The organism is Stenotrophomonas sp. C3(2023), from assembly GCF_032911385.1.
In the GTDB taxonomy this organism is placed as follows: Bacteria; Pseudomonadota; Gammaproteobacteria; order Xanthomonadales; family Xanthomonadaceae; genus Stenotrophomonas.
In genome coordinates, this window is sequence record NZ_JAWJLO010000001.1 from 3,223,264 (window position 1) to 3,241,628 (window position 18,365).

Sequence of the window (18,365 nt, forward strand, 5' to 3'; positions counted from 1 at the left end):
AGCGCAATCCTTCCTCCGCCAGTGGCTTCGGAAAGTAATACCAGAAGTAAAAGCTGGCGCGGTGTGCGTTCATGGGTTGTATTGATAGCACAGGGTTCTGCAAGCGCCAACAGTTTCATGCGCAACGGCAACAGCGGTCGTGAACGCATGCGTCAGAGCGCCGGCATCGGTTCCGGCTTGATCGGCACGATCAGGATGGCGCCGTAGGTCGGCACCACTTCGCGGTACAGGCTGTCGAAGTCGTAGGTGTCTCCCATCTCCAGGCTGTCCAGGCCCAGACGGTTGACGCGATAGGGGGTCAGGTAGGACACGATGGCACGGCCGCGTGCATCGGTGCGCGTGGCCAGCTGGCCATCCACCGCGCTGTGGCGGAAGCCGGGCGCTTCAATGATGCCGACCGTATCGCCCAATGGCTGGCCCAGCACCACCCCGCGCGACCACGCCACGATGCTGCCCTCCAGGCTGGCATCGGCGCGCTGGCGCTCGGCGGAATGGCTGTAGCCCAGGCTCCAGCGGGCGGCGTCGGCCTGGTAGCTCACCCGCGCACTGTCGGTGTGCTGGCCGGGTGCGGTGGAGTCACGCTGCTGGCTGAGCGTGTAGTTCAGGCGGTAGTCGGCCAGCGCCGAACCGGTGACGCGGTGATCCCAGGTGGTCTTTCCTTCCTCATCGCGCTCGGCGCTGAACGCATAGCGTTGTGTGGTGCCACTGCCGCCGCCAAAAGGCACCGAGAGCGTCAGCTGTGCCGAGGTCTGCTTCAGCACGCGGCTGCGGGTGTGGTTGGCCTGCACGTCGAGGTCGAACCGTTCGCCGTACCAGGTCAGGCCCACCTGCGCGCTGCTGCGCGTGGGCGTGTCGTCAGCATAGCGCTGGTGGCCGAGCGTGGCGTACAGGCTGCCGGTATCGCCGACGTTCTGTTTGAACTCCAGCCGCAGCTGGTCGCGCGGCTTGATTTCCTTGACCCAGTCATCCGCCTCGTCGGGACCGACGAGGTCGGCCCAGAAATCGAACTGTGCATCGCGCGCGAAGTTCGACTCCAGCGTGCGGTAGTGCCCGCGGTCGTAACGCCGGTAGTCGACGCTGATGCCGGTACCACTGCGTGCGAACGATTTGGCGTAGCGCATCCGCCATTGCCGCCCCCGGTTTTCGACGATGTCCTTCACCACCTGCGAAGTGGTGACATCCAGCGAGACGGCGCCGGCGATGTCCAGGTCCCAACCCACCCCTGCAGCGTGAGCACGGTAGTCGCGGCTGGCCAGCAGACCGCCGAACAAGCTCACTTTGCCGGGCAGACCGTAGCCGGCAGTCGCCTGGACAAAGCCCGCGTCTGGATAGTCCTTGCCCAGCAATGGCCGATAGCGCCCGGCGTTGACCGCGTACTTCATGGTCCGGCTGTGGGTAAGCAGCGGCATCGCCGTGTAGGGCACGGTCGAGACGTGTTCGCTGCCGTCGGCTTCCTGCACGGTGACACGGATATCGCCCGATGAGGCCGGCGGTCGCACGTCGTAGAGCACGAACAGACCGGGCGCCACGGTGGTGTGATAGAACAGCACACCGTTCTGCCGGATCAGCACCTGCGCATTGCCCTTGGCGTAACCACGCACGACCGGGGTGAATGCTTCCAGATAGTCCGGCAGCAGGCTGTCTTCGGAGGCCATCTTGGCGCCGGTGAACGGCAGGCTGTCAAACAGCAGCGCGTCGGTATAGGTCTGGCCGAGCGTCACCCGGCTGCGCAGCCGTCCGATATCGCGCGTCACGTAGCTGGTGTCGTGCCGCCAACGCGGCTCCGGACGCCCGTCCAGTCCCACGCTGCCGTCGCGGGTGTACTGCACGGTGGAGCGCGCGCGCCACGCGCCGATGTTCACGCCCGGGCTCAACGTGGCGTACACCGCGGTCTGGCGCCGGCGTGAAGCCTCCCAGTCGTCGGACAAGGTCGTCTGCAGCGCACTGACCTGGTAATCCAGGCGCACCGCATTGATGCCGTTGTCGTGGCGGGAGAATGGCACGTCACCGCGTGCGCGGCTCATCACTGCATCGTCTGCGGTGATCTTCAGCTGGTGATGCTGGGCATCGAAGCGGACCCGCACCACCGGTTCGTCATCATCATCGTCATCATCCTCATCATCGCGCTCTGCCTCCTCGCTGGCCCTGTGCGCGATATCGGCCCCGGTACCTGCCACGATGCGTGGCGCGGGTCGATCCGGCACGACGCAGCGTTCATGCCCGGCAACGTCGGAATCGGGGACGAAGGGAGCAGTGACCGCCACACCCCATTCCAGCCATTGGGACACCAGGGCACAGGGGCGGCCATCGTCGCGGATGCGCAGCCAGGAATTGCCCTTCCAATGGCCGTTGATGGTGACGCCAACACGGACCGGCGCGACGGTCATGCCCGGAAACACGCCGGTCTCGATGGCGTCCTCCGCATCCGCTGCCGCACCGTTCTGGTCAGGTACGGCCGCAGCTGCGGCAAACACCCAGAACGGAGCCAGCAGGGAGACACCATGGACAGCATGGGCAAACGAACGACGCACGACGGGACCTGCTTGATGACAGCGGGAACGACAACGCAGAAAAAGGGGCATGGCCCCTTTTTCTGCTTCTCTCGAGTTGAAGCGGCAATCAGCCCTTCAGTGCAGCCAGATCAGCCTGTGCCTGACGCAGCTTTTCCATCTTCTCGCGCAGCTTGAACTGCTTCTCGCTCAGCTTGTCCTGCGCCTTGGCGATCTTCTTGGCATCGTTGCGGCCCTGCGCCTCGCGCAGCTTGCCTTCGGCTTCACGGACGTCTTCCTGCACCTTGCGCACGTCTTCCTGGGCTTCGCGCACCTTCTGCTCAGCGCGGTTGGCCTGGCCGGCGTCGGTGCAGTGGGCCTTGGCCTGGGCCAGGGCGGTCTGCAGCCCAGCCAGCTGGCGCTGGTTGCCGTACTGCTTGGCAACTTCGATCTGCGCCTGGATCGAAGCAACCTTGGCATCGCAGCTCTGGGTGCCGGCGAAGGCGTTGCCGCCCATCAGCAGGGCAACCGGGACGATGGCGGTAAGCAGAATCTTCTTCATGGGAAATCTCTTGGTTAAGCGGGAAAGCGCGGCGGGTGTGCCGACGAGGTGTACTTTGCCGGGCCCGGCTTTCCTGCGGCATAGAACGGATTCGAGAGTGCCGTTGCAGGCTTCAGCCAGCCTGCAGCCAGCGCTGCACGCGGTCGGCCAGACGGCTGTAGTGAGCAAGCACGGCCTCGCCTTGTATCGGGGAGCCGCGCTGCGCCTGCAGCTCAAGCACCAGGCACGCCTGCTCCAGGTCGGCATCCGGCCGCGTGCACGCCACCACGCCGCGCAGGCGATGGGTCAGCTCGGCTACGTCCTGCCAGCGCTGCGCCTCGAAGGCCTCGTGCAGCCGTTGCATGTCCTGCTGCACACTCTGCTCAAGGCCGTCCGCATTCAACGGGGGTGCACCCGGCGTGGTCAGCGTGCCCGGCGTTGCGGTGGGTTCGCGCAGCCAGCGTGCCAGCACCGCACCCAGCTGCGTGATGTCCAGCGGCTTGATCAGCACATCATCCATGCCCGCCTCCACGCAGGCCTGGCGTGCTTCAGGAAGTGCATTGGCGGTGTAGCCGATCATCGGCCGGCGCGGCGTCGCACCCGCCGCCTCCCACGTGCGGGCGGCAGTGACCAGCTCCATGCCCGACATCCCGGGCATGCCACAGTCGGTCAACAGCAGCGCGATCTCAGGATCGTGGTGCAGGCAGTCCAGCGCGCGCGACGCGCTGTTGGCCTGGACCACGTCGTAACCCAGCCACTGCAGCTGATCGGTAAGCACGCGGAGGTTGATCGGATGGTCATCGACCACCAGCACGCGCCGCCGCGTGGCGGCCACCGGCAGCGTGACCTCGGCATGACCCGGGTCGGCCGAAGCAATGCACGGCAGTGTGACCTCGGCGGTGGTGCCCTGTCCTGGTGTGCTGTCCAGGCGGATGCTTCCGCCCATCAAGCCCAGCAACCGGCGCACGATGCTCAACCCCAGTCCGGTGCCGCCCCCTGCATGGACCGCTGCATCAGTCTGGCGGAAAGGCTCGAAGACATCTGCCAGCGCCCGGCTGGCAATACCCACGCCGGTGTCACGCACGCTCACGTGCAGGTGATCGCCCTTGCGCGTGGCGGTCAGCGCAATCGTGCCCTCGTGGGTGAACTTGACCGCGTTGGACAGCAGGTTGGAAATCACCTGGCGCAGCCGCAGCGGATCACACAGCACCCAGTCGGGAACATCAGCGGCGACGTGGTGCTGCAGCTGCACGCCCTTGCTGCGCGCTGCATGCTCGAACAGCCTGGCGGTGTCACCGATCAGTGCGCGCAACGCCACCGGCCGAACCGCGAGCTGCAGCTCACCCGCTTCAATCTTGCCGAGGTCGAGCAGATTGCCCACCAGGTCGAGCAGGCCCTTGGCCGACAGCTCAGCCAGCAGCAGCGAGTCGAGGTCCAGGTGGCCGGCCTGGCCGCGCCGGGTGGCCATCTCCAGCAGGCCGATCACCGCACTCATCGGGGTACGGATCTCGTGGCTCATCTCGGCGAGGAACTGCGATTTCTCCACGCTCGCGCGTTCGGCCAGGTCTTTGGCCGCACGCAGCTGCGCCTCGGCCTGGCGACGCCTGCGGATCTGGTACTGCAGCAGGCTGTTCCACAGCAGCGCCAGCGCGAGCCCGCCCACCGCCCACGGCAGCCAGCGGAACACCACACGGCGCAGCGACTCCCATGTACTGGTTGGGTAGTTGACGTTGGCCAACCAACGCGCGGCGATGCCCGCGCGCTCGGCCGGCGACATGCCTTCCAGCGCGCGATCAAGAATGCCCAGCAGTTCCGGCGACTGGCGTCCCACACCAAAGCGCGCCATCTGCGGGCGATCAAAGGCGGTGCCCGCGATGCGCAGCTGATCGAAGTAGCGTTCGATGACGTAGCTGGCCGTGGCCATGCTCTGCAGCGCCGCATCGGCTTCTCCGCGGGCAACCCGGTCCATGGCCTCGATGGCGGTGTTGACCTTGACCAGCCGCACCTGGGGGTAGTGCTCCTGGATCCAGTCGGCCATGCCATGCCCGCGCGTCAGCGCCAGCCGCTTGCCCCGCAGGCTGTCCATGTTCTCGATGACGCCACTGCGGCGCGGCGCCACCAGCACCCAGACCACCGGCGCCACATCGCTGCTGAAGTCCAGGAAGCGCTCGCGCTCGGCGGTGGGCATGAGCATGGCTTCCATGTGCGCGCGCCCACTGCGCACGTCCGCTTCCAGCCCGGCGATGGTGCTGTTGGGCACCACCTCGAAGCGCAGGCCGGTGCGCCGCCCGACCATGCGTAACAGATCCGCATAGACGCCGGCGAACTCACCTGTCGAATCAATGAAGGTGTAAGGGGCGTTGGCCGGGTCCACGGCAACCCGTACCACGGGATTGGCCTGTATCCAACGCCGCTCGGCGTCGGTCAGGGCCAGGCTGCCTGTCGCCTCCATGTCCTGCGCCGCATCGGTGGTCCAGCTGCGCAGGATGCTGGTGCGCATCCATGGCCGGATCGCCTCCAGGCCGGCGTCAAGCACGCGCTTGACCTGGGGCCGGTCCGTGGCGGTCATGAACTGGAAGCGCGTGCTGGCCTGCTGCACCCCAGCCACGCGCAGGTTGAGGAACCACCCCTGCTCAACCGCGTAGGTAGCCGAGATCAGATCACCGATGTAGTAGTCGGCCCGCCCCAAGGAAACGTCTTCCAATCCTCGGAACGACGATCCCACGGCCACCGCGGGGCCGGCGTCGGGGTGGCGCTCCAGCAGCTTCCACGCGTCCACCTGGCTGGACTCAGCCACGCCGCGCCCGGTCAACAGGCCCTCGTCCGCCATCGCCGGGCCGGCGCGTCGCACCACGGCCAGCGGCGGCTGCAGGTACGGCGCGGTCGGCTGCAGGCCGGGCAGGTCATCGGGCTCGGAGAATTCGCTGACCGCCGCGACCTCGTGCGAGCGCAGCGCGGCAAGCGCCTGCGCATGCGTGGGAAACCAGCGTGCACGCACCGGCACGTCCAGCGTGTTGCCGACCAGGGTCAGGTAGTCGGCGGCCAGCCCTTCCAGGCAGCCGGCATCAGAACGGTACTGGATCGGCGCGACGTCGTCGCCCCAGATGCCCACCACCAGTTCGCCATGGGCGCGCAGCCACGCGCGGTCTTCGGAGCTCAGCTCCGCCTGGAAGCGGGTCGGGGCGACCTGGCTCTGCAGCTGCAGCAGCTCGACCGCCTGTGCCGCCTGCGGCAGCCACAGTGCAAACAGGGCAACCAGCACGCCGCGCAGCGCACTAGACGATGCTGGCTTCGTAGGCATAGCGGATCAGCTCGGCGTTGCTGAGCACACCCAGCTTGTCCATGGCGTTCTTCTTGTGCGTGGCCACGGTGGTCTTGGCACGGCCGAGGTTGCCGGCAATCTCATCCAGGCTGTGGCCCTGCGCAAACAGACGCACGACCTCCAGCTCGCGCTGGCTCAATGCCTGCATCGCCTGCCCTGGCCGCACCACCTGATGGCTGAGCGCCGAGCGCACGCTGGGCGAGCAGTACGGCAGCCCGATGCCACTGCGCAGCGCACGCAGCGCGCGCACTACCTCCTGCATCTCATCGTTCTTGCTCACCAGGCCGCTGATACCCAGTGCCAGCAGCTGGGCAAATACCGCCGGATTGTGCAGCATGGTGAAGACGATCAGCTGCGTCTCGGGAAACTGCCGCAGCAGCCGCTCCACCATCGCCAGTCCATCGCCCCCCTGGCTGCCAGCGTTCATTGCATAGTCGGTGACCAGCACGTCGCAGGACTGCGCACGCATTGCTTCCAGCACCTGCTCGCCGGCACGCACCGCAAAATCGACGCGCAATGCATCGCTCTGCAGGCAGCGCTGCAGGGCGTCAAGGATGACAGGATGGTCATCGGCTAGTCCGATGCGAAACATGGCGCACTCCTGTGGCAGCAGTCCAGGTACCGCCCGGAAGGCAGGTACGGTTGCGCCGCACGCCCTCTCGATCGAAGGCATGCGTGACCCGTACAGGAGACGCAAAAACGCAGAGCGGAACCATCGGACCGGTCCGCATCTGCGCGGTACCGGCCAAGCGCCGCAAAAGAAAAACCCCGCCTTGCGGCGGGGTTTTTCATGCAGCTGTGCTTCGTAGCAGGCCGGCCGCAGCCGGCGGCCGCATCAGAAGTCCATGCCGCCCATGCCACCCATGCCGCCCATGCCGCCGGCAGCGGCGCCAGCGCCGTCGTCCTTCTTCGGGGCTTCGGCCACCATGGCTTCGGTGGTGATCATCAGGCCGGCGATCGAAGCGGCGTTCTGCAGCGCCGAACGGGTCACCTTGGTCGGGTCCAGGATGCCCAGCTCGACCATGTCACCGAACTCGCCGGTGGCAGCGTTGTAGCCGTAGTTGCCTGCGCCTTCCTTGACCTTGTTGACGATCACGGAGGGCTCTTCGCCGGCGTTGGAGACGATCTCGCGCAGCGGGGCTTCCATCGCGCGCAGGGCGATCTGGATGCCATGGTTCTGGTCTTCGTTGGAACCCTTCAGGCCGGTCAGTGCAGCAACCGCACGTACCAGGGCCACGCCGCCGCCCGGCACCACGCCTTCTTCCACCGCCGCACGGGTAGCGTGCAGGGCGTCGTCGACGCGGTCCTTCTTTTCCTTCATTTCGATTTCGGTCGAAGCGCCGACCTTGATCACGGCAACACCGCCGGCCAGCTTGGCCACACGTTCCTGCAGCTTCTCACGGTCGTAGTCCGACGAGGTGTCTTCGATCTGGGTCTTGATCTGGGTGACACGCGCGTCGATGTTGGCCTTCTCGCCGGCACCGTCGATGATGGTGGTGTTTTCCTTGGAGACCTGCACCTTCTTGGCGCGGCCCAGGTCCTTGATGGTGGCCTTTTCCAGCGACAGGCCGATTTCCTCGGAAATCACGGTACCACCGGTCAGCACGGCCATGTCTTCCAGCATCGCCTTGCGACGGTCGCCGAAGCCCGGTGCCTTGACGGCCACGACCTTGACGATGCCACGGATGGTGTTGACCACCAGGGTGGCCAGCGCTTCGCCTTCGATGTCTTCAGCGATGATCAGCAGCGGCTTGCCAGCCTTGGCAACGCCTTCCAGCACCGGCAGCAGGTCACGCACGTTGGAGATCTTCTTGTCGTGCAGCAGCACGAACGGATCGTCCAGGTCAGCGGTCTGCGACTGCTGGTTGTTGATGAAGTACGGCGACAGGTAGCCACGGTCGAACTGCATGCCTTCGACGACGTCCAGCTCGTTTTCCAGGCCCGAGCCTTCCTCGACGGTGATGACGCCTTCCTTGGTCACGCGGCGCATTGCTTCGGCGATGATGTTGCCGATCGACTCGTCGGAGTTGGCCGAGATGGTGCCGACCTGGGCAATCGCCTTGTCGTCAGCGGTCGGCTTGGAGATGTTCTTCAGCTCGGCCACAGCGGCCACGACGGCCTTGTCGATGCCGCGCTTGAGGTCCATCGGGTTCATGCCGGCGGCAACGGCCTTGACGCCTTCGCGGATCAGGGCCTGGGCCAGCACGGTGGCGGTGGTGGTGCCGTCGCCGGCGTCGTCATTGGTGCGCGAAGCCACTTCCTTGACCATCTGCGCGCCCATGTTCTCGAACTTGTCAGCCAGTTCGATTTCCTTGGCGACGGAGACGCCGTCCTTGGTGATGGTCGGAGCACCGAAGCTCTTTTCCAGCACGACGTTGCGGCCCTTCGGACCCAGGGTGGCCTTCACGGCATTGGCGAGCACGTTGACGCCGCGCACCATGCGCGAACGGGCGTCTTCACCGAAACGAATATCCTTGGCAGACATTGCGATTACCTCTTTATGGAGCCGGGCCAGGCCCAGCTGCGTTGAACGGGAATGGAGTTACAGCAGCAGGTTGCGCGGTGGCTCAGCCGATGATGGCGAGCACGTCGTCTTCGCGCAGAACCTTGTACTCGGTGCCTTCGCTCTTGTACGAGCTGCCGGCGTACTGGCCGTAGATGACCTTGTCGCCGACCTTCAGCGACGGCGCGCGCACGCTGCCGTTGTCCAGCGGCTTGCCCGGGCCGACGGCCACGACTTCGCCCTTGGTGGACTTTTCCTTGGCGGAATCCGGAATCACGATGCCGCCCGCGGAGATTTCGTCAGCTTCGATCGGCTTGACCACGATGCGGTCGTGCAGCGGCTTGATGCTCATGTGAGACCTCTTAAGTGATTGATAGATCTAAAAAAGTCCGGCGATGTTAGCACTCACCCCAGGTGACTGCCAGAATCGCTCGTGAAAAAACCCGATTGCTCGGGACAGGGCAGAGATGGAGCCCCCCGGTGACCTTTCAAGGCCTGCGGATGAAATTTTTTTTGCCCCGGCGGGACGGCACACCGCCCCCGCCCTCCCGTCGACCGCAGCACGGGCAGACGAGCCAAACCCGCCAACCTGTAACGCAATGGGCTTAAAGTCCCGGTGGGGGATCCATCAACATGGAGAAGTCGATGCGATTGCTGACACCGCTTGCCGCCGCTTGCCTGCTGGCGCTGGCCACTGCCCCGGCGCAGGCCGGGGTTTTCATCAACGAACTGCACTACGACGACAGCACGCCCGCTGGCGACACCGGCGAGGCCATCGAAGTGGTGGCCACTGCCGGTGAGGACCTCTCCGGCTACCGCCTGTACCTGTACAACGGCAGCACGCCCTCGGCCGCCGTGGTGTATGCCGAGAACGCGGTCCCCAGTGGCGGTCCCGCCGGTTGCGGCAGTGCCAGCATCGCGGTGGTCCGCTACCCCACCAACGGCATCCAGAACGGTCCCAACGACGGCATCGCGCTGGTCGGCCCCGATGGCCAGGTGGTCCAGTTCCTCAGCTACGAGGGCACCATCACCGCCGCCTCGGGCCCTGCTGCGGGCATGACCAGCCAGAACATCCCGGTGGCCGAAAGCAACAGCACGCCCCCCGGCACCTCGCTGCAGCTCACCGGCAGTGGCAGCCAGTACGCGCACTTCACCTGGGCCGGGTCGGCCGCGCAGACCTTCGGCAGCTGCAACCACGGTCAGCAGTTCAGCGGCAGCCCCGGTACGCCGGGCCCGAACACCCCGCCCTCGGTGTCCACCACGGTCCCGGCGCAGGGCAGCAGCAGCTTCCCCGCCGCCGGCGACCTGGAAGTGGTCTTCAGCGAGACCGTCAACGTGGCTGAGGGTGCCTTCGCACTGAGCTGCGGTCAGTCCGGCAGCATACCGCTGCGCCACCCGGCCAGCGGGCGCAGCCTGAACATAACGACCGATACCGCGCTGGTGGCCGGTGAAGCCTGCCGCTTCGACATCCGTGCCAACCGCATCAGCGACAGCCAGGGCGCCCGCCCCGCCGCCGATTCGCGTATCGCCTTCCGTGTGGCCAGCAGCACCGGCACCCCGGACCCGGGCAACCCGGGTGACTACTACCGCCGCGTCAACACCTCCAGCCCCAGTCAGCTGCGCTGTTCACTGCACGAGACCATCAGGGGCCACACGGTCTATCCGTACAGCGGTTCGGGCACCTCCACCTGGACGATCCTGGAAATCGCCGAGGAGGACCCGAACAACCCCAACCGGATCCTCGACGCTTACCGCAACCGCAGCTACGCCAAGGTCAGCGACCGCGCCGGCAGCGGCAGTGGCCTGCGCTACAACCGCGAGCACACCTGGCCCAACTCGCTCGGCTTCCCCAGCACCACCGGCGACAAGGGCCTGCCCTATGCGCCCTACACCGACACGCACATGCTGTACCTGACCGACGCACAGTGGAACGCCGACCGCGGCAACAAGCCGTTTGCCAGGTGCGACAGCAACTGCGGCGAGCGTGCCACCGGGGCCAACAATGGCCAGGGCGGCAGCAGCGGCAGCTACCCCGGCAGCTCCAACTGGGTGCGCAGTCCTGACGGCAACCAGGGCACGTTCGAGGTGTGGGGCGCGCGCAAGGGCGACATCGCCCGTGCGGTGATGTACATGGCGATCCGTTACGAGGGCGGCGTGGACGCGGCCACCGGCCAGTCCGAGCCGGACCTGGAGCTCACCGACGACCGCAGCCGCATCGTCGCCACCCGCAGCTCACCGGCCTACATGGGCCTGCTGTCCACCCTGCTCGACTGGCACCTGGCCGACCCGCCGGATGCGGCCGAACGCGAACGCAACGAAGTGATCTTCAGTTTCCAGGGCAACCGCAACCCGTTCATCGATCACCCCGAGTGGGCCAGCAACGCCTTGTTCACCTCGGCCAAGCCAAGTACCTGTCAGCTGGCCAACTGAGGTGAGGTCTCAGGGCGGGTTTCAGACCCGTCCCATGCCCCGGTCCGGCACCCGCCTGGACCGGGGCCCTATACTCGGCGGTCATGAGCACCGCCGATCCCGTCCTGCTGCTGTTGACCACCTGCCCGGACCAGGCAAGCGCCGAGCGCATCGCCACCACCCTGGTGGGTGAAAGGCTGGCCGCGTGCGTGACACGGCTCGACGGCGCCCACTCCACTTACCGTTGGCAGGGGCAGGTCACCACCGATGCCGAGCTCCAGCTGCTGGTGAAAACCACGGCCAGCCGGATCGACGCCGCAATGGCGCGGTTGCTGGAACTGCACCCGTATGAACTCCCCGAGTGCATCGCGGTCGAAACCCGGGCCGGTTTGCCGGCCTATCTTGATTGGATCCGGGCGCAGACCCGGGAGGACATTGTTTGATGGCGCTTTTCCGTCGTTGCATGACGCTGTGCGTTCTGCTGTTGGCCAGCCTGCCCGCCTGGGCCGTGAGCGAGAAAGATCTGCTGCCGGTGGACGAAGCGTTCGCGCTGACCGCTACCGCCGACCAGCGCGACAGCATCGCGCTGCAGTGGAAGATCGCACCGGGCTATTACCTCTATCGCCACCGCACGGCGGTCAAGGCTGACGCCGGTTTCAACGGTGGTGAACTGCGCATGCCGGCTGGCGAGCGCCACCACGATGATTTCTTCGGCGAGGTGGAAACCTACCGCGACCAGCTGCGGGCCACCCTGCCCGGCCGCCCGAGGGCCGATGCCAGCGTGGTCACGCTCGAAGTGCGCTTCCAGGGGTGCGCCGATGCCGGCGTGTGTTACCCGCCGCAGAAGCGCATCGTGCAGGTGCAGCTGCCGCACGGCAGCACTGCGGCGGTGGCAAGCGCGGCCGGCGCCGGCAACCCGTTGCCGGTCAATCCGCTCGCCGCGGCGGCTGCCAGCGGTGGCCTGCGCCTGCCGGGCATCGGCCAGGGCAACAGCCAGTCGCTGCCGCTGCCGCCGGAACAGGCGTTCGGCTTCGACGCGATCGTCAGCGACGGCAACACCCTGCTGCTGCGTTTCACCCCTGCCCCGGGCTACTACCTCTACCGCGACCGCACCTCGCTCAAGCTCGAGGGCAACCCCGGCGTGCTGGCGGCTGCGCCGCGCTGGCCGACCCCGCGATCGCACCGCGACGAACACTTCGGCGATGTCGCGGTGTATTTCGACCAGGTGGAAGTGCCGTTGCCGGTGCGCCGTCGTACGGCCGAGGCAACCACTGCAACGCTGGTGGCCACGTTCCAGGGCTGCCAGACCGACGGCATCTGCTATCCGCCGATGACCCGGCGGCTGAAGCTGCAGATTCCCGCCGGGCGCATCAGTGCCGACGCCGATGCGGCCGCCCCGCGTCCTGGGCTCATTGCGCCGCTGAGCAACGAAGCCGCCGCCGCGCAGCGTCAGGCAGCGGCCCTGCCGCCCGCCGAACCCGCTGCTGACGATGGCAACGGCGAGAGCGCTGCAGCGACGGTCGACACCAGCACCGACGTGCAGGCCGTTGCCGGCGACGCGCGCGATGACAATGCCCTGCGCACGCGTCCGCCCAGCCGCACCCCCGACCCGGACAGCTCCTTCCTGTGGATGCTGGTGCTGGCGCTGGCCGGTGGCCTGGTGCTGAACCTGATGCCCTGCGTGCTGCCGATCCTGTCGCTGAAAGTGCTGGGCGTGGCCCAGAGCGGCGAAAGCGCCGAGCGTGCCCGCTCGCATGCCATGTGGTACACCCTTGGCGTGCTCATCGCCTTCGCGGTGATAGGTGCGCTGATGGTGGGCCTGCGCATGCTCGGCACCGCCGCCGGCATCGGCTTCCAGCTGCAGCACCCGGCGGTGGTTGCCGCCCTGACCTATGTGATGTTCGCGGTGGGTCTGAGCATGTCCGGCGTCTTCACCCTCGGTGGTGGCGGCACGCTGGGCGCTTCGCTGGCCAACCGCAGCGGCCCGATGGGTGACTTCTTCACCGGCGCGCTGGCCTGCGTGGTCGGCAGCGCCTGCGTCGGCCCCTTCATGGGCGGCGCGGTGGCCTATGCCTTCATTGCCCCGCCGATCCAGGCGATGGCGGTGTTCCTGTTCCTCGGCCTGGGCCTGGCCCTGCCGTTCCTGCTGATCGGTTTTGTGCCGGCGCTGGCCAAGCGGCTGCCGCGGCCGGGCCCATGGATGGAGACGCTCAAGCACGTGCTCGCCTTCCCGATGTATGCCACCGCGCTGTGGCTGCTGTGGGTGCTGGGCAAGCAGCGTGGCGTGGACGGCATGGCCCTGGCCCTGCTGGGGCTGCTGGTGCTGGCGCTGGGCCTGTGGTTGTTCGAGCGCAGTCGCTGGCGCAGCCAGCATGCCGCCGGGCTGCTGGGCGTCGTGCTCGTTCTGGCCGCGTTGGTGCCGATCTGGGGCGTGACCCGGTTGCAGCCGCCGGCCAAGGCCGCGGCGGCAGCCTCGGAGAACACAGTGGTGTACTCGCCGGAAATGCTTGACCGCCTGCGCGCCAACAAGCGCGTGGTGTTCGTCAACATGACCGCCGACTGGTGCGTGACCTGCAAGGCCAACGAACGTGCCGTGCTCTCGCGGCCGGCGTTCCAGGACATCCTGCGCCGGACCAACGCAGTCTACATGCGCGGTGACTACACCAATGTGGACCCGCAGATCACCGCGTTCCTGGAGGAACACAAGGCGGTGGGCGTACCGCTCTATGTGGTCTACGGCCCCGGCGCCCCGCCGGTGGTGCTGCCCACAGTTTTGAGCCAGGCCCTCATCGACGAAGCGCTGCTGCGCACCGCCCGGTGAGGCACTGGCGGCCAGCCCTGCTGTGGACAGCGGTGCTGGCCGGCGGGCTCGGTCTGTGGGCCGGCTCCTCGCTGGGCCCACGACCGTCGCCGCCCGCCGCGCCGCCTGCGCAGCCCGCCATCGCATTGGTCACGCCGGGCCAGCCCCTGCCGCCGTTGCGGCTGACCGGGCTGGACGGCTACCAGATCGACCTGCAGCAGCTGCAGGGCCGCCCGCTGTTGATCAACGTATGGGCCAGCTGGTGCGCGCCGTGCGTGGAAGAAATGCCTGAGCTGCAGCGCTATGCCGACAGCCAGGGCCAGCAGGGTGTCCAGGTCCTCGGCCTGGCGTTGGATACCCCCGAACAGGTAGCTGCCTTCCTGCAGCGGGTGCCCGTGCGCTACCCGATTGCCATCGACACCCCCGGCCCGGGCGACGCCAGCGTACGGCTGGGCAACCGTCAGGGCCTGCTGCCCTATACGGTGCTGATCGATGCCGACGGCGTGGTCCGCGCACAGAAGCTCGGGCCCTTTGCCACAGGCGAAATCGACGCCTGGGTCACCAGCGCACTGCCCTGAGCCTCGCTTGACCCACGGACTCGGGACACGAACAATGGCGCAAGTGATTCTCATTTGACCGCCCCGGCCCGTGCCGGCGCCCCCTTCCTTCTCCTGCGTCGGCCCGCCGGGCGCTGGACCGTTGCGCGGCTGCCATGTTCAAGTCCGTCCTGTTCCAACTGCACTGGTTCCTTGGCATCACCGCAGGCACGGTGCTGGCCCTGATGGGCCTTACCGGCGCCTCGCTGTCGTTCGAGGATGAGCTGCTGCGCGCGCTCAACCCGCCGCTGGCCAATGTCGCCGCCCAGCATGCCCAGGGTCGCACCCCACTGGCGCTGGATGAACTGCTGCCGCGTGTCAGTGGCAACAGCAGCTCCCCCCTGCAACGACTACGTGTGGATGCCACCGGCAAGCGCACTTCGGTGGCGCGCTTTGAAGGGGGCCGCGACCACTGGATCTACTTCGACCCCTATACCGGTCAGACGCTGGGGACGCTGCGCGGGCAGGCGTTCTTCGACCTGGTGGAAGACATCCACCGTCATCTGGCCGCAGGCCGCACCGGCCAGCTGGTCACCGGCACCTGCGCCATCTTCCTGGTGTTCTTCGCTCTTTCCGGGCTGTACCTGCGCTGGCCACGGCGCTGGTGGCACTGGCGCACCTGGCTGGTGGTGGACTGGAACCTGCGCGGGCGCAGCTTTCTGTGGAGCCTGCATTCCATCGTCGGCACGTGGATGCTGCCGGTCTATCTGTTGATCGCCCTGACCGGTCTGTCGTGGTCGTTCGAGTGGTACAGCAATGGCCTGCAGCGGCTGATCGGTGGCGCGCGCCTGGCCCCCGCCGCAGTGGCCAGCGGCAGCCTGGACCTGTCCCGGGTACAGGCCCAGCTGTATCAGCTGCCCGGCGTGCGCCACGGCTTCATCGACCTGCGTCTGCCCCGGGGTGAAGGCCAGGCCGTGGACGCCCGGGTGCGCAGCATCGACAGCCCGCACCACGACCGTGCCATCGACGTGCTGCGGCTGGACCCGGGCACCGGCGCGGTGCTCGCCGCGCAGCCCTACGCCGATGCCACTGCCGGGCAGAAGCTGTACTCGAGCATGTTCGCCCTGCACTCGGGAAGTTTCTTCGGCCTCGCCGGACGCATGGTGGTGATGCTTTCCAGCCTGGCGATGGTGCTGTTCTTCGTCACCGGCTGGATGCTCTACCTTGACCGCCGCCGCAAGAAGCGTGCGATCGTCGCAACCCGCCAGCACCTGGTGCCGGCGCCGGCCGACGAGCCCGCCTGGCTGGTGTCATTCGCCAGCCAGAGCGGTCAGGCCGAGCGCCTGGCCTGGCATACCGCCGCGCAGCTGCAGTCCGCAGGCCTGCCGGTGCAGGTACAGCCGCTCGCGCAGGTTGATGGCCGCACCCTTCAGGGCACAGCGCGTGCGCTGTTCGTGCTGAGCACCTTTGGCGACGGCGACGCGCCGGACAGCGCGCGCGTGTTCGAGCGCAAGGTGCTCGCCCAGGCCTGCGCGCTGCCGAGGCTGGACTACGCGATGCTCGCGCTGGGCGATCGCCAGTACGCGCGTTTCTGCGGCTTCGCGCGCCGGGTGGAAGCATGGCTGGGGGGCCAGGGCGCTACTGCCTTGTTCCCCAGCGTGGACGTGGATGGCGATGATGGCGCCGCCCTGCAGCTCTGGCACCAGCAGCTGGCCCAGCTCACCGGTAGGGCCGCCGAACCTCTGACCTTGCACGACACGCCCCTGCAGACCTGGACGCTCAGCAAGCGGACACTGCTCAACGCGGGCAGCCAGGGTGGTGCGATCTGGCAGATCACCCTGACGCCGGGCAGCGATGCCACCTGGCAGGCGGGCGACATCCTGCATGTGGCGCCGCGCCACGGCCTGGCCCACGTCGATGCGGTGCTGCGCACGCTTGGCCTGGACGGCCACAGCCACGTGCAGCTGGACGGCCACACCAGCACCCTGCGCGAGGCCGCCGCCGGACGCGTGCTGATGCAGGCACCGCAGGGGACAGGCTTTGCCAGCCCCGAGGCCTGGCTGCAGCAGTTGCCGAGGTTGCCGCTGCGTGAGTACTCCATCGCCAGCTGCAGGGCTGACGGCGCGGTTGAACTCGTGGTCAGGCTCACCCACGACGCGCACGGCCAGGCCGGCCTGGGCTCGGGCTGGCTGTGCCTGCATACCGCGCTGCACAGCAAAGTATCCGCGCGGGTGCGGCGCAACCGCGGCTTCCACCGCCGCGATGACGGAGCAGCGATGATCCTGATCGGCAACGGCACCGGCATCGCCGGCCTGCGCGGCCTGCTGCGCGAAGCCGAGCACGCCGGGCACAGAGGCCACTGGCTGCTGTTCGGCGAACGCCAGCAGGCCCACGACGCGCTGTTCGACGACGAACTCCGGCGCTGGGAGGCGCAGGGTCATCTGCTGCGGCTGGACCGGGCCTATTCGCGTGATGGCGGCAACCGGGTGTACGTGCAGGACCTGCTGCGCACGGCCAGCGCCGAACTGCGGCGTTGGATCGCCGAAGGTGCCTGTGTGTACGTGTGTGGCTCGCTGCAGGGCATGGCGCAGGGGGTGGACGAGGTGCTGCGCGAATGCCTCGGCGAGGATGCCGTGGAGCAGCTGCAGGCGGACGGGCGCTACCGCCGCGACGTTTACTGATCAAGGTGCGGGCCGCTGCCTGCTCCCGGCAGGTGACGACCGTTGGTCGTCACGCCTCTGCCTCGCGGGTTGCCGGGCAGAGCCCGCTTCCGGTGGGTGACGACCGTTGGTCGTCACGCCTCTGCATCGCGGGGTTGCCGGGCAGAGCCCGGCACTACGCGTCGACGAGCGCCTGGCTTGTCACCGCCGCCAACCACTCCATGAACACCGCTACGCGGCGCGGCAGGTGCCGACGCTGCGCGTAAAGCAGGTGCACCGGCATCGGTTCGGCGCGTAGCTGGGGCAGCACCTCTACCAGCTGACCGTTGGCCAGCGCCTGCACTACCCCCACCCGCGGCACCTGGATGATGCCCAGCCCCGCCAGGGCGGCGGCGCTGTAGGCATCTCCACTGTTGACCGTCAGCGCACCCGGCATTGACTGCAGACGGTACGTCTGCCCGTCGTGATACTCGAACCCTGCACCGCGTTGGCCCAGCGTTCCCACATATCGCACCAGCTTGTGGCGCTGCAGGTCGGCCAGCGTCTGCGGCTCGCCATGGGCCTGCAGATAGGCTGGGCTGGCGCAGTTGACGACCGCCATGGCCCCCACCGGTCGCGCCACCAGCGTGTTGTCGTCAAGCGGGCCGACCCGCACAACGCAATCGAATCCCTCGCGCACCAGATCGACCCGACGATCCGTAGCGCTCAATTCGATCTCCACGCCGGGATGCTGGTCCATGAAATCGCTTAGATGGGGCAGCACCACATGCCGCGCCAGCCCGGCAGACATGTCCACGCGCAGGCGCCCCTGCAACGCGGTGTCAGGCTGACGAAACAGGCCCTGCAGTGCTTCGGCGTCATCCAGCAGGTCGCTGCCGCCTGACTGGAAGCGCGCACCGTCGGCAGTCAAGCGCACCCTGCGCGTGGTCCGGTGCAGCAGTTGCGTGCCCAGCCCTGCCTCCAGCCTGCGCACCGCCTGCGAAACGCTGGCCTTGGGCAGGCCAAGACTGCTGGCCGCGCCAGTGAACGAGCCCAGCTCCGCAACGCGCAGAAAGATCCGGATATCGTGCAGCATGTCCACCGATTGTTCGCCATGAATGAACAG

At 67.4% G+C, this 18,365-nt stretch carries 12 protein-coding genes; 5 read left to right on the forward strand and 7 right to left on the reverse strand.

The features are described from left to right. Positions 1–152: 152 nt before the first annotated feature. The 6 genes from RZA67_RS14305 to RZA67_RS14330 form a co-directional block, all read right to left on the reverse strand. Positions 153–2,531 carry a fimbria/pilus outer membrane usher protein gene (locus tag RZA67_RS14305; RefSeq protein ID WP_317213394.1) on the reverse strand — a complete coding sequence of 793 codons (2,379 nt, stop codon included), beginning with the start codon at positions 2,529–2,531 and terminating at the stop codon, positions 153–155. A gap of 88 nt (positions 2,532–2,619) precedes the next feature. After that, positions 2,620–3,051, reverse strand: a complete 432-nt coding sequence (locus tag RZA67_RS14310; protein WP_317213395.1) for a DUF1090 domain-containing protein — start codon at positions 3,049–3,051, stop codon at positions 2,620–2,622. Positions 3,052–3,163: 112 nt separating this feature from the next. Next, positions 3,164–6,331 carry a transporter substrate-binding domain-containing protein gene (locus tag RZA67_RS14315; RefSeq protein ID WP_317213396.1) on the reverse strand — a complete coding sequence of 1,056 codons (3,168 nt, stop codon included), beginning with the start codon at positions 6,329–6,331 and terminating at the stop codon, positions 3,164–3,166. Beyond that, complete coding sequence (locus RZA67_RS14320) at positions 6,306–6,944, reverse strand: response regulator transcription factor (protein WP_317213397.1); 639 nt, start codon at positions 6,942–6,944, stop codon at positions 6,306–6,308. Before RZA67_RS14320 ends, RZA67_RS14315 begins: the two co-directional genes overlap by 26 nt. 243 nt (positions 6,945–7,187) lie before the next feature. Beyond that, positions 7,188–8,837, reverse strand: a complete 1,650-nt coding sequence (gene groL, locus RZA67_RS14325) for a chaperonin GroEL (protein ID WP_317213398.1) — start codon at positions 8,835–8,837, stop codon at positions 7,188–7,190. Between the two features lie 82 nt (positions 8,838–8,919). Beyond that, positions 8,920–9,207, reverse strand: a complete 288-nt coding sequence (locus RZA67_RS14330; protein WP_317213399.1) for a co-chaperone GroES — start codon at positions 9,205–9,207, stop codon at positions 8,920–8,922. A gap of 293 nt (positions 9,208–9,500) precedes the next feature. On the opposite strand from RZA67_RS14330, the gene RZA67_RS14335 reads away from it, so the two are divergent. The 5 genes from RZA67_RS14335 (at position 9,501) to RZA67_RS14355 (ending at position 17,281) form a co-directional block, all read left to right on the forward strand. Continuing rightward, complete coding sequence (locus RZA67_RS14335; RefSeq protein WP_317213400.1) at positions 9,501–11,285, forward strand: endonuclease; 1,785 nt, start codon at positions 9,501–9,503, stop codon at positions 11,283–11,285. A gap of 83 nt (positions 11,286–11,368) precedes the next feature. Continuing rightward, entirely contained in the window at positions 11,369–11,707 is a 339-nt protein-coding gene (gene cutA, locus RZA67_RS14340) for a divalent-cation tolerance protein CutA (protein WP_317213401.1), read from the forward strand. Between the two features lie 20 nt (positions 11,708–11,727). Continuing rightward, on the forward strand, positions 11,728–14,085 hold the full coding sequence (locus RZA67_RS14345) for a protein-disulfide reductase DsbD (RefSeq protein WP_317213402.1): 2,358 nt from the start codon (positions 11,728–11,730) through the stop codon (positions 14,083–14,085). Then, the gene (locus tag RZA67_RS14350) at positions 14,082–14,642 is read left to right on the forward strand and encodes a TlpA disulfide reductase family protein (RefSeq protein WP_317213403.1); all 561 of its coding nucleotides are present in this window, start codon (positions 14,082–14,084) and stop codon (positions 14,640–14,642) included. Before RZA67_RS14345 ends, RZA67_RS14350 begins: the two co-directional genes overlap by 4 nt. Before the next feature lie 134 nt (positions 14,643–14,776). Then, the gene (locus RZA67_RS14355; RefSeq protein WP_317213404.1) at positions 14,777–17,281 is read left to right on the forward strand and encodes a sulfite reductase flavoprotein subunit alpha; all 2,505 of its coding nucleotides are present in this window, start codon (positions 14,777–14,779) and stop codon (positions 17,279–17,281) included. Positions 17,282–17,435: 154 nt separating this feature from the next. On the opposite strand, the gene RZA67_RS14360 is transcribed toward RZA67_RS14355, so the two are convergent. Further along, entirely contained in the window at positions 17,436–18,335 is a 900-nt protein-coding gene (locus tag RZA67_RS14360; RefSeq protein ID WP_317213405.1) for a LysR family transcriptional regulator, read from the reverse strand. Positions 18,336–18,365 lie beyond the last annotated feature (30 nt).

Bases quoted from the DNA above. Each gene is read 5' to 3' on its own strand.
- RZA67_RS14330 (WP_317213399.1), bottom strand. From the start codon at position 9,207: ATGAGCATCAAGCCGCTGCACGACCGCATCGTGGTCAAGCCGATCGAA.
- RZA67_RS14345 (WP_317213402.1), top strand. From the start codon at position 11,728: ATGACGCTGTGCGTTCTGCTGTTGGCCAGCCTGCCCGCCTGGGCCGTG.
- RZA67_RS14315 (WP_317213396.1), bottom strand. From the start codon at position 6,331: ATGCCTACGAAGCCAGCATCGTCTAGTGCGCTGCGCGGCGTGCTGGTT.
- cutA (WP_317213401.1), top strand. From the start codon at position 11,369: ATGAGCACCGCCGATCCCGTCCTGCTGCTGTTGACCACCTGCCCGGAC.
- RZA67_RS14310 (WP_317213395.1), bottom strand. From the start codon at position 3,051: ATGAAGAAGATTCTGCTTACCGCCATCGTCCCGGTTGCCCTGCTGATG.
- RZA67_RS14335 (WP_317213400.1), top strand. From the start codon at position 9,501: ATGCGATTGCTGACACCGCTTGCCGCCGCTTGCCTGCTGGCGCTGGCC.
- RZA67_RS14320 (WP_317213397.1), bottom strand. From the start codon at position 6,944: ATGTTTCGCATCGGACTAGCCGATGACCATCCTGTCATCCTTGACGCC.
- RZA67_RS14360 (WP_317213405.1), bottom strand. From the start codon at position 18,335: ATGCTGCACGATATCCGGATCTTTCTGCGCGTTGCGGAGCTGGGCTCG.
- RZA67_RS14355 (WP_317213404.1), top strand. From the start codon at position 14,777: ATGTTCAAGTCCGTCCTGTTCCAACTGCACTGGTTCCTTGGCATCACC.
- groL (WP_317213398.1), bottom strand. From the start codon at position 8,837: ATGTCTGCCAAGGATATTCGTTTCGGTGAAGACGCCCGTTCGCGCATG.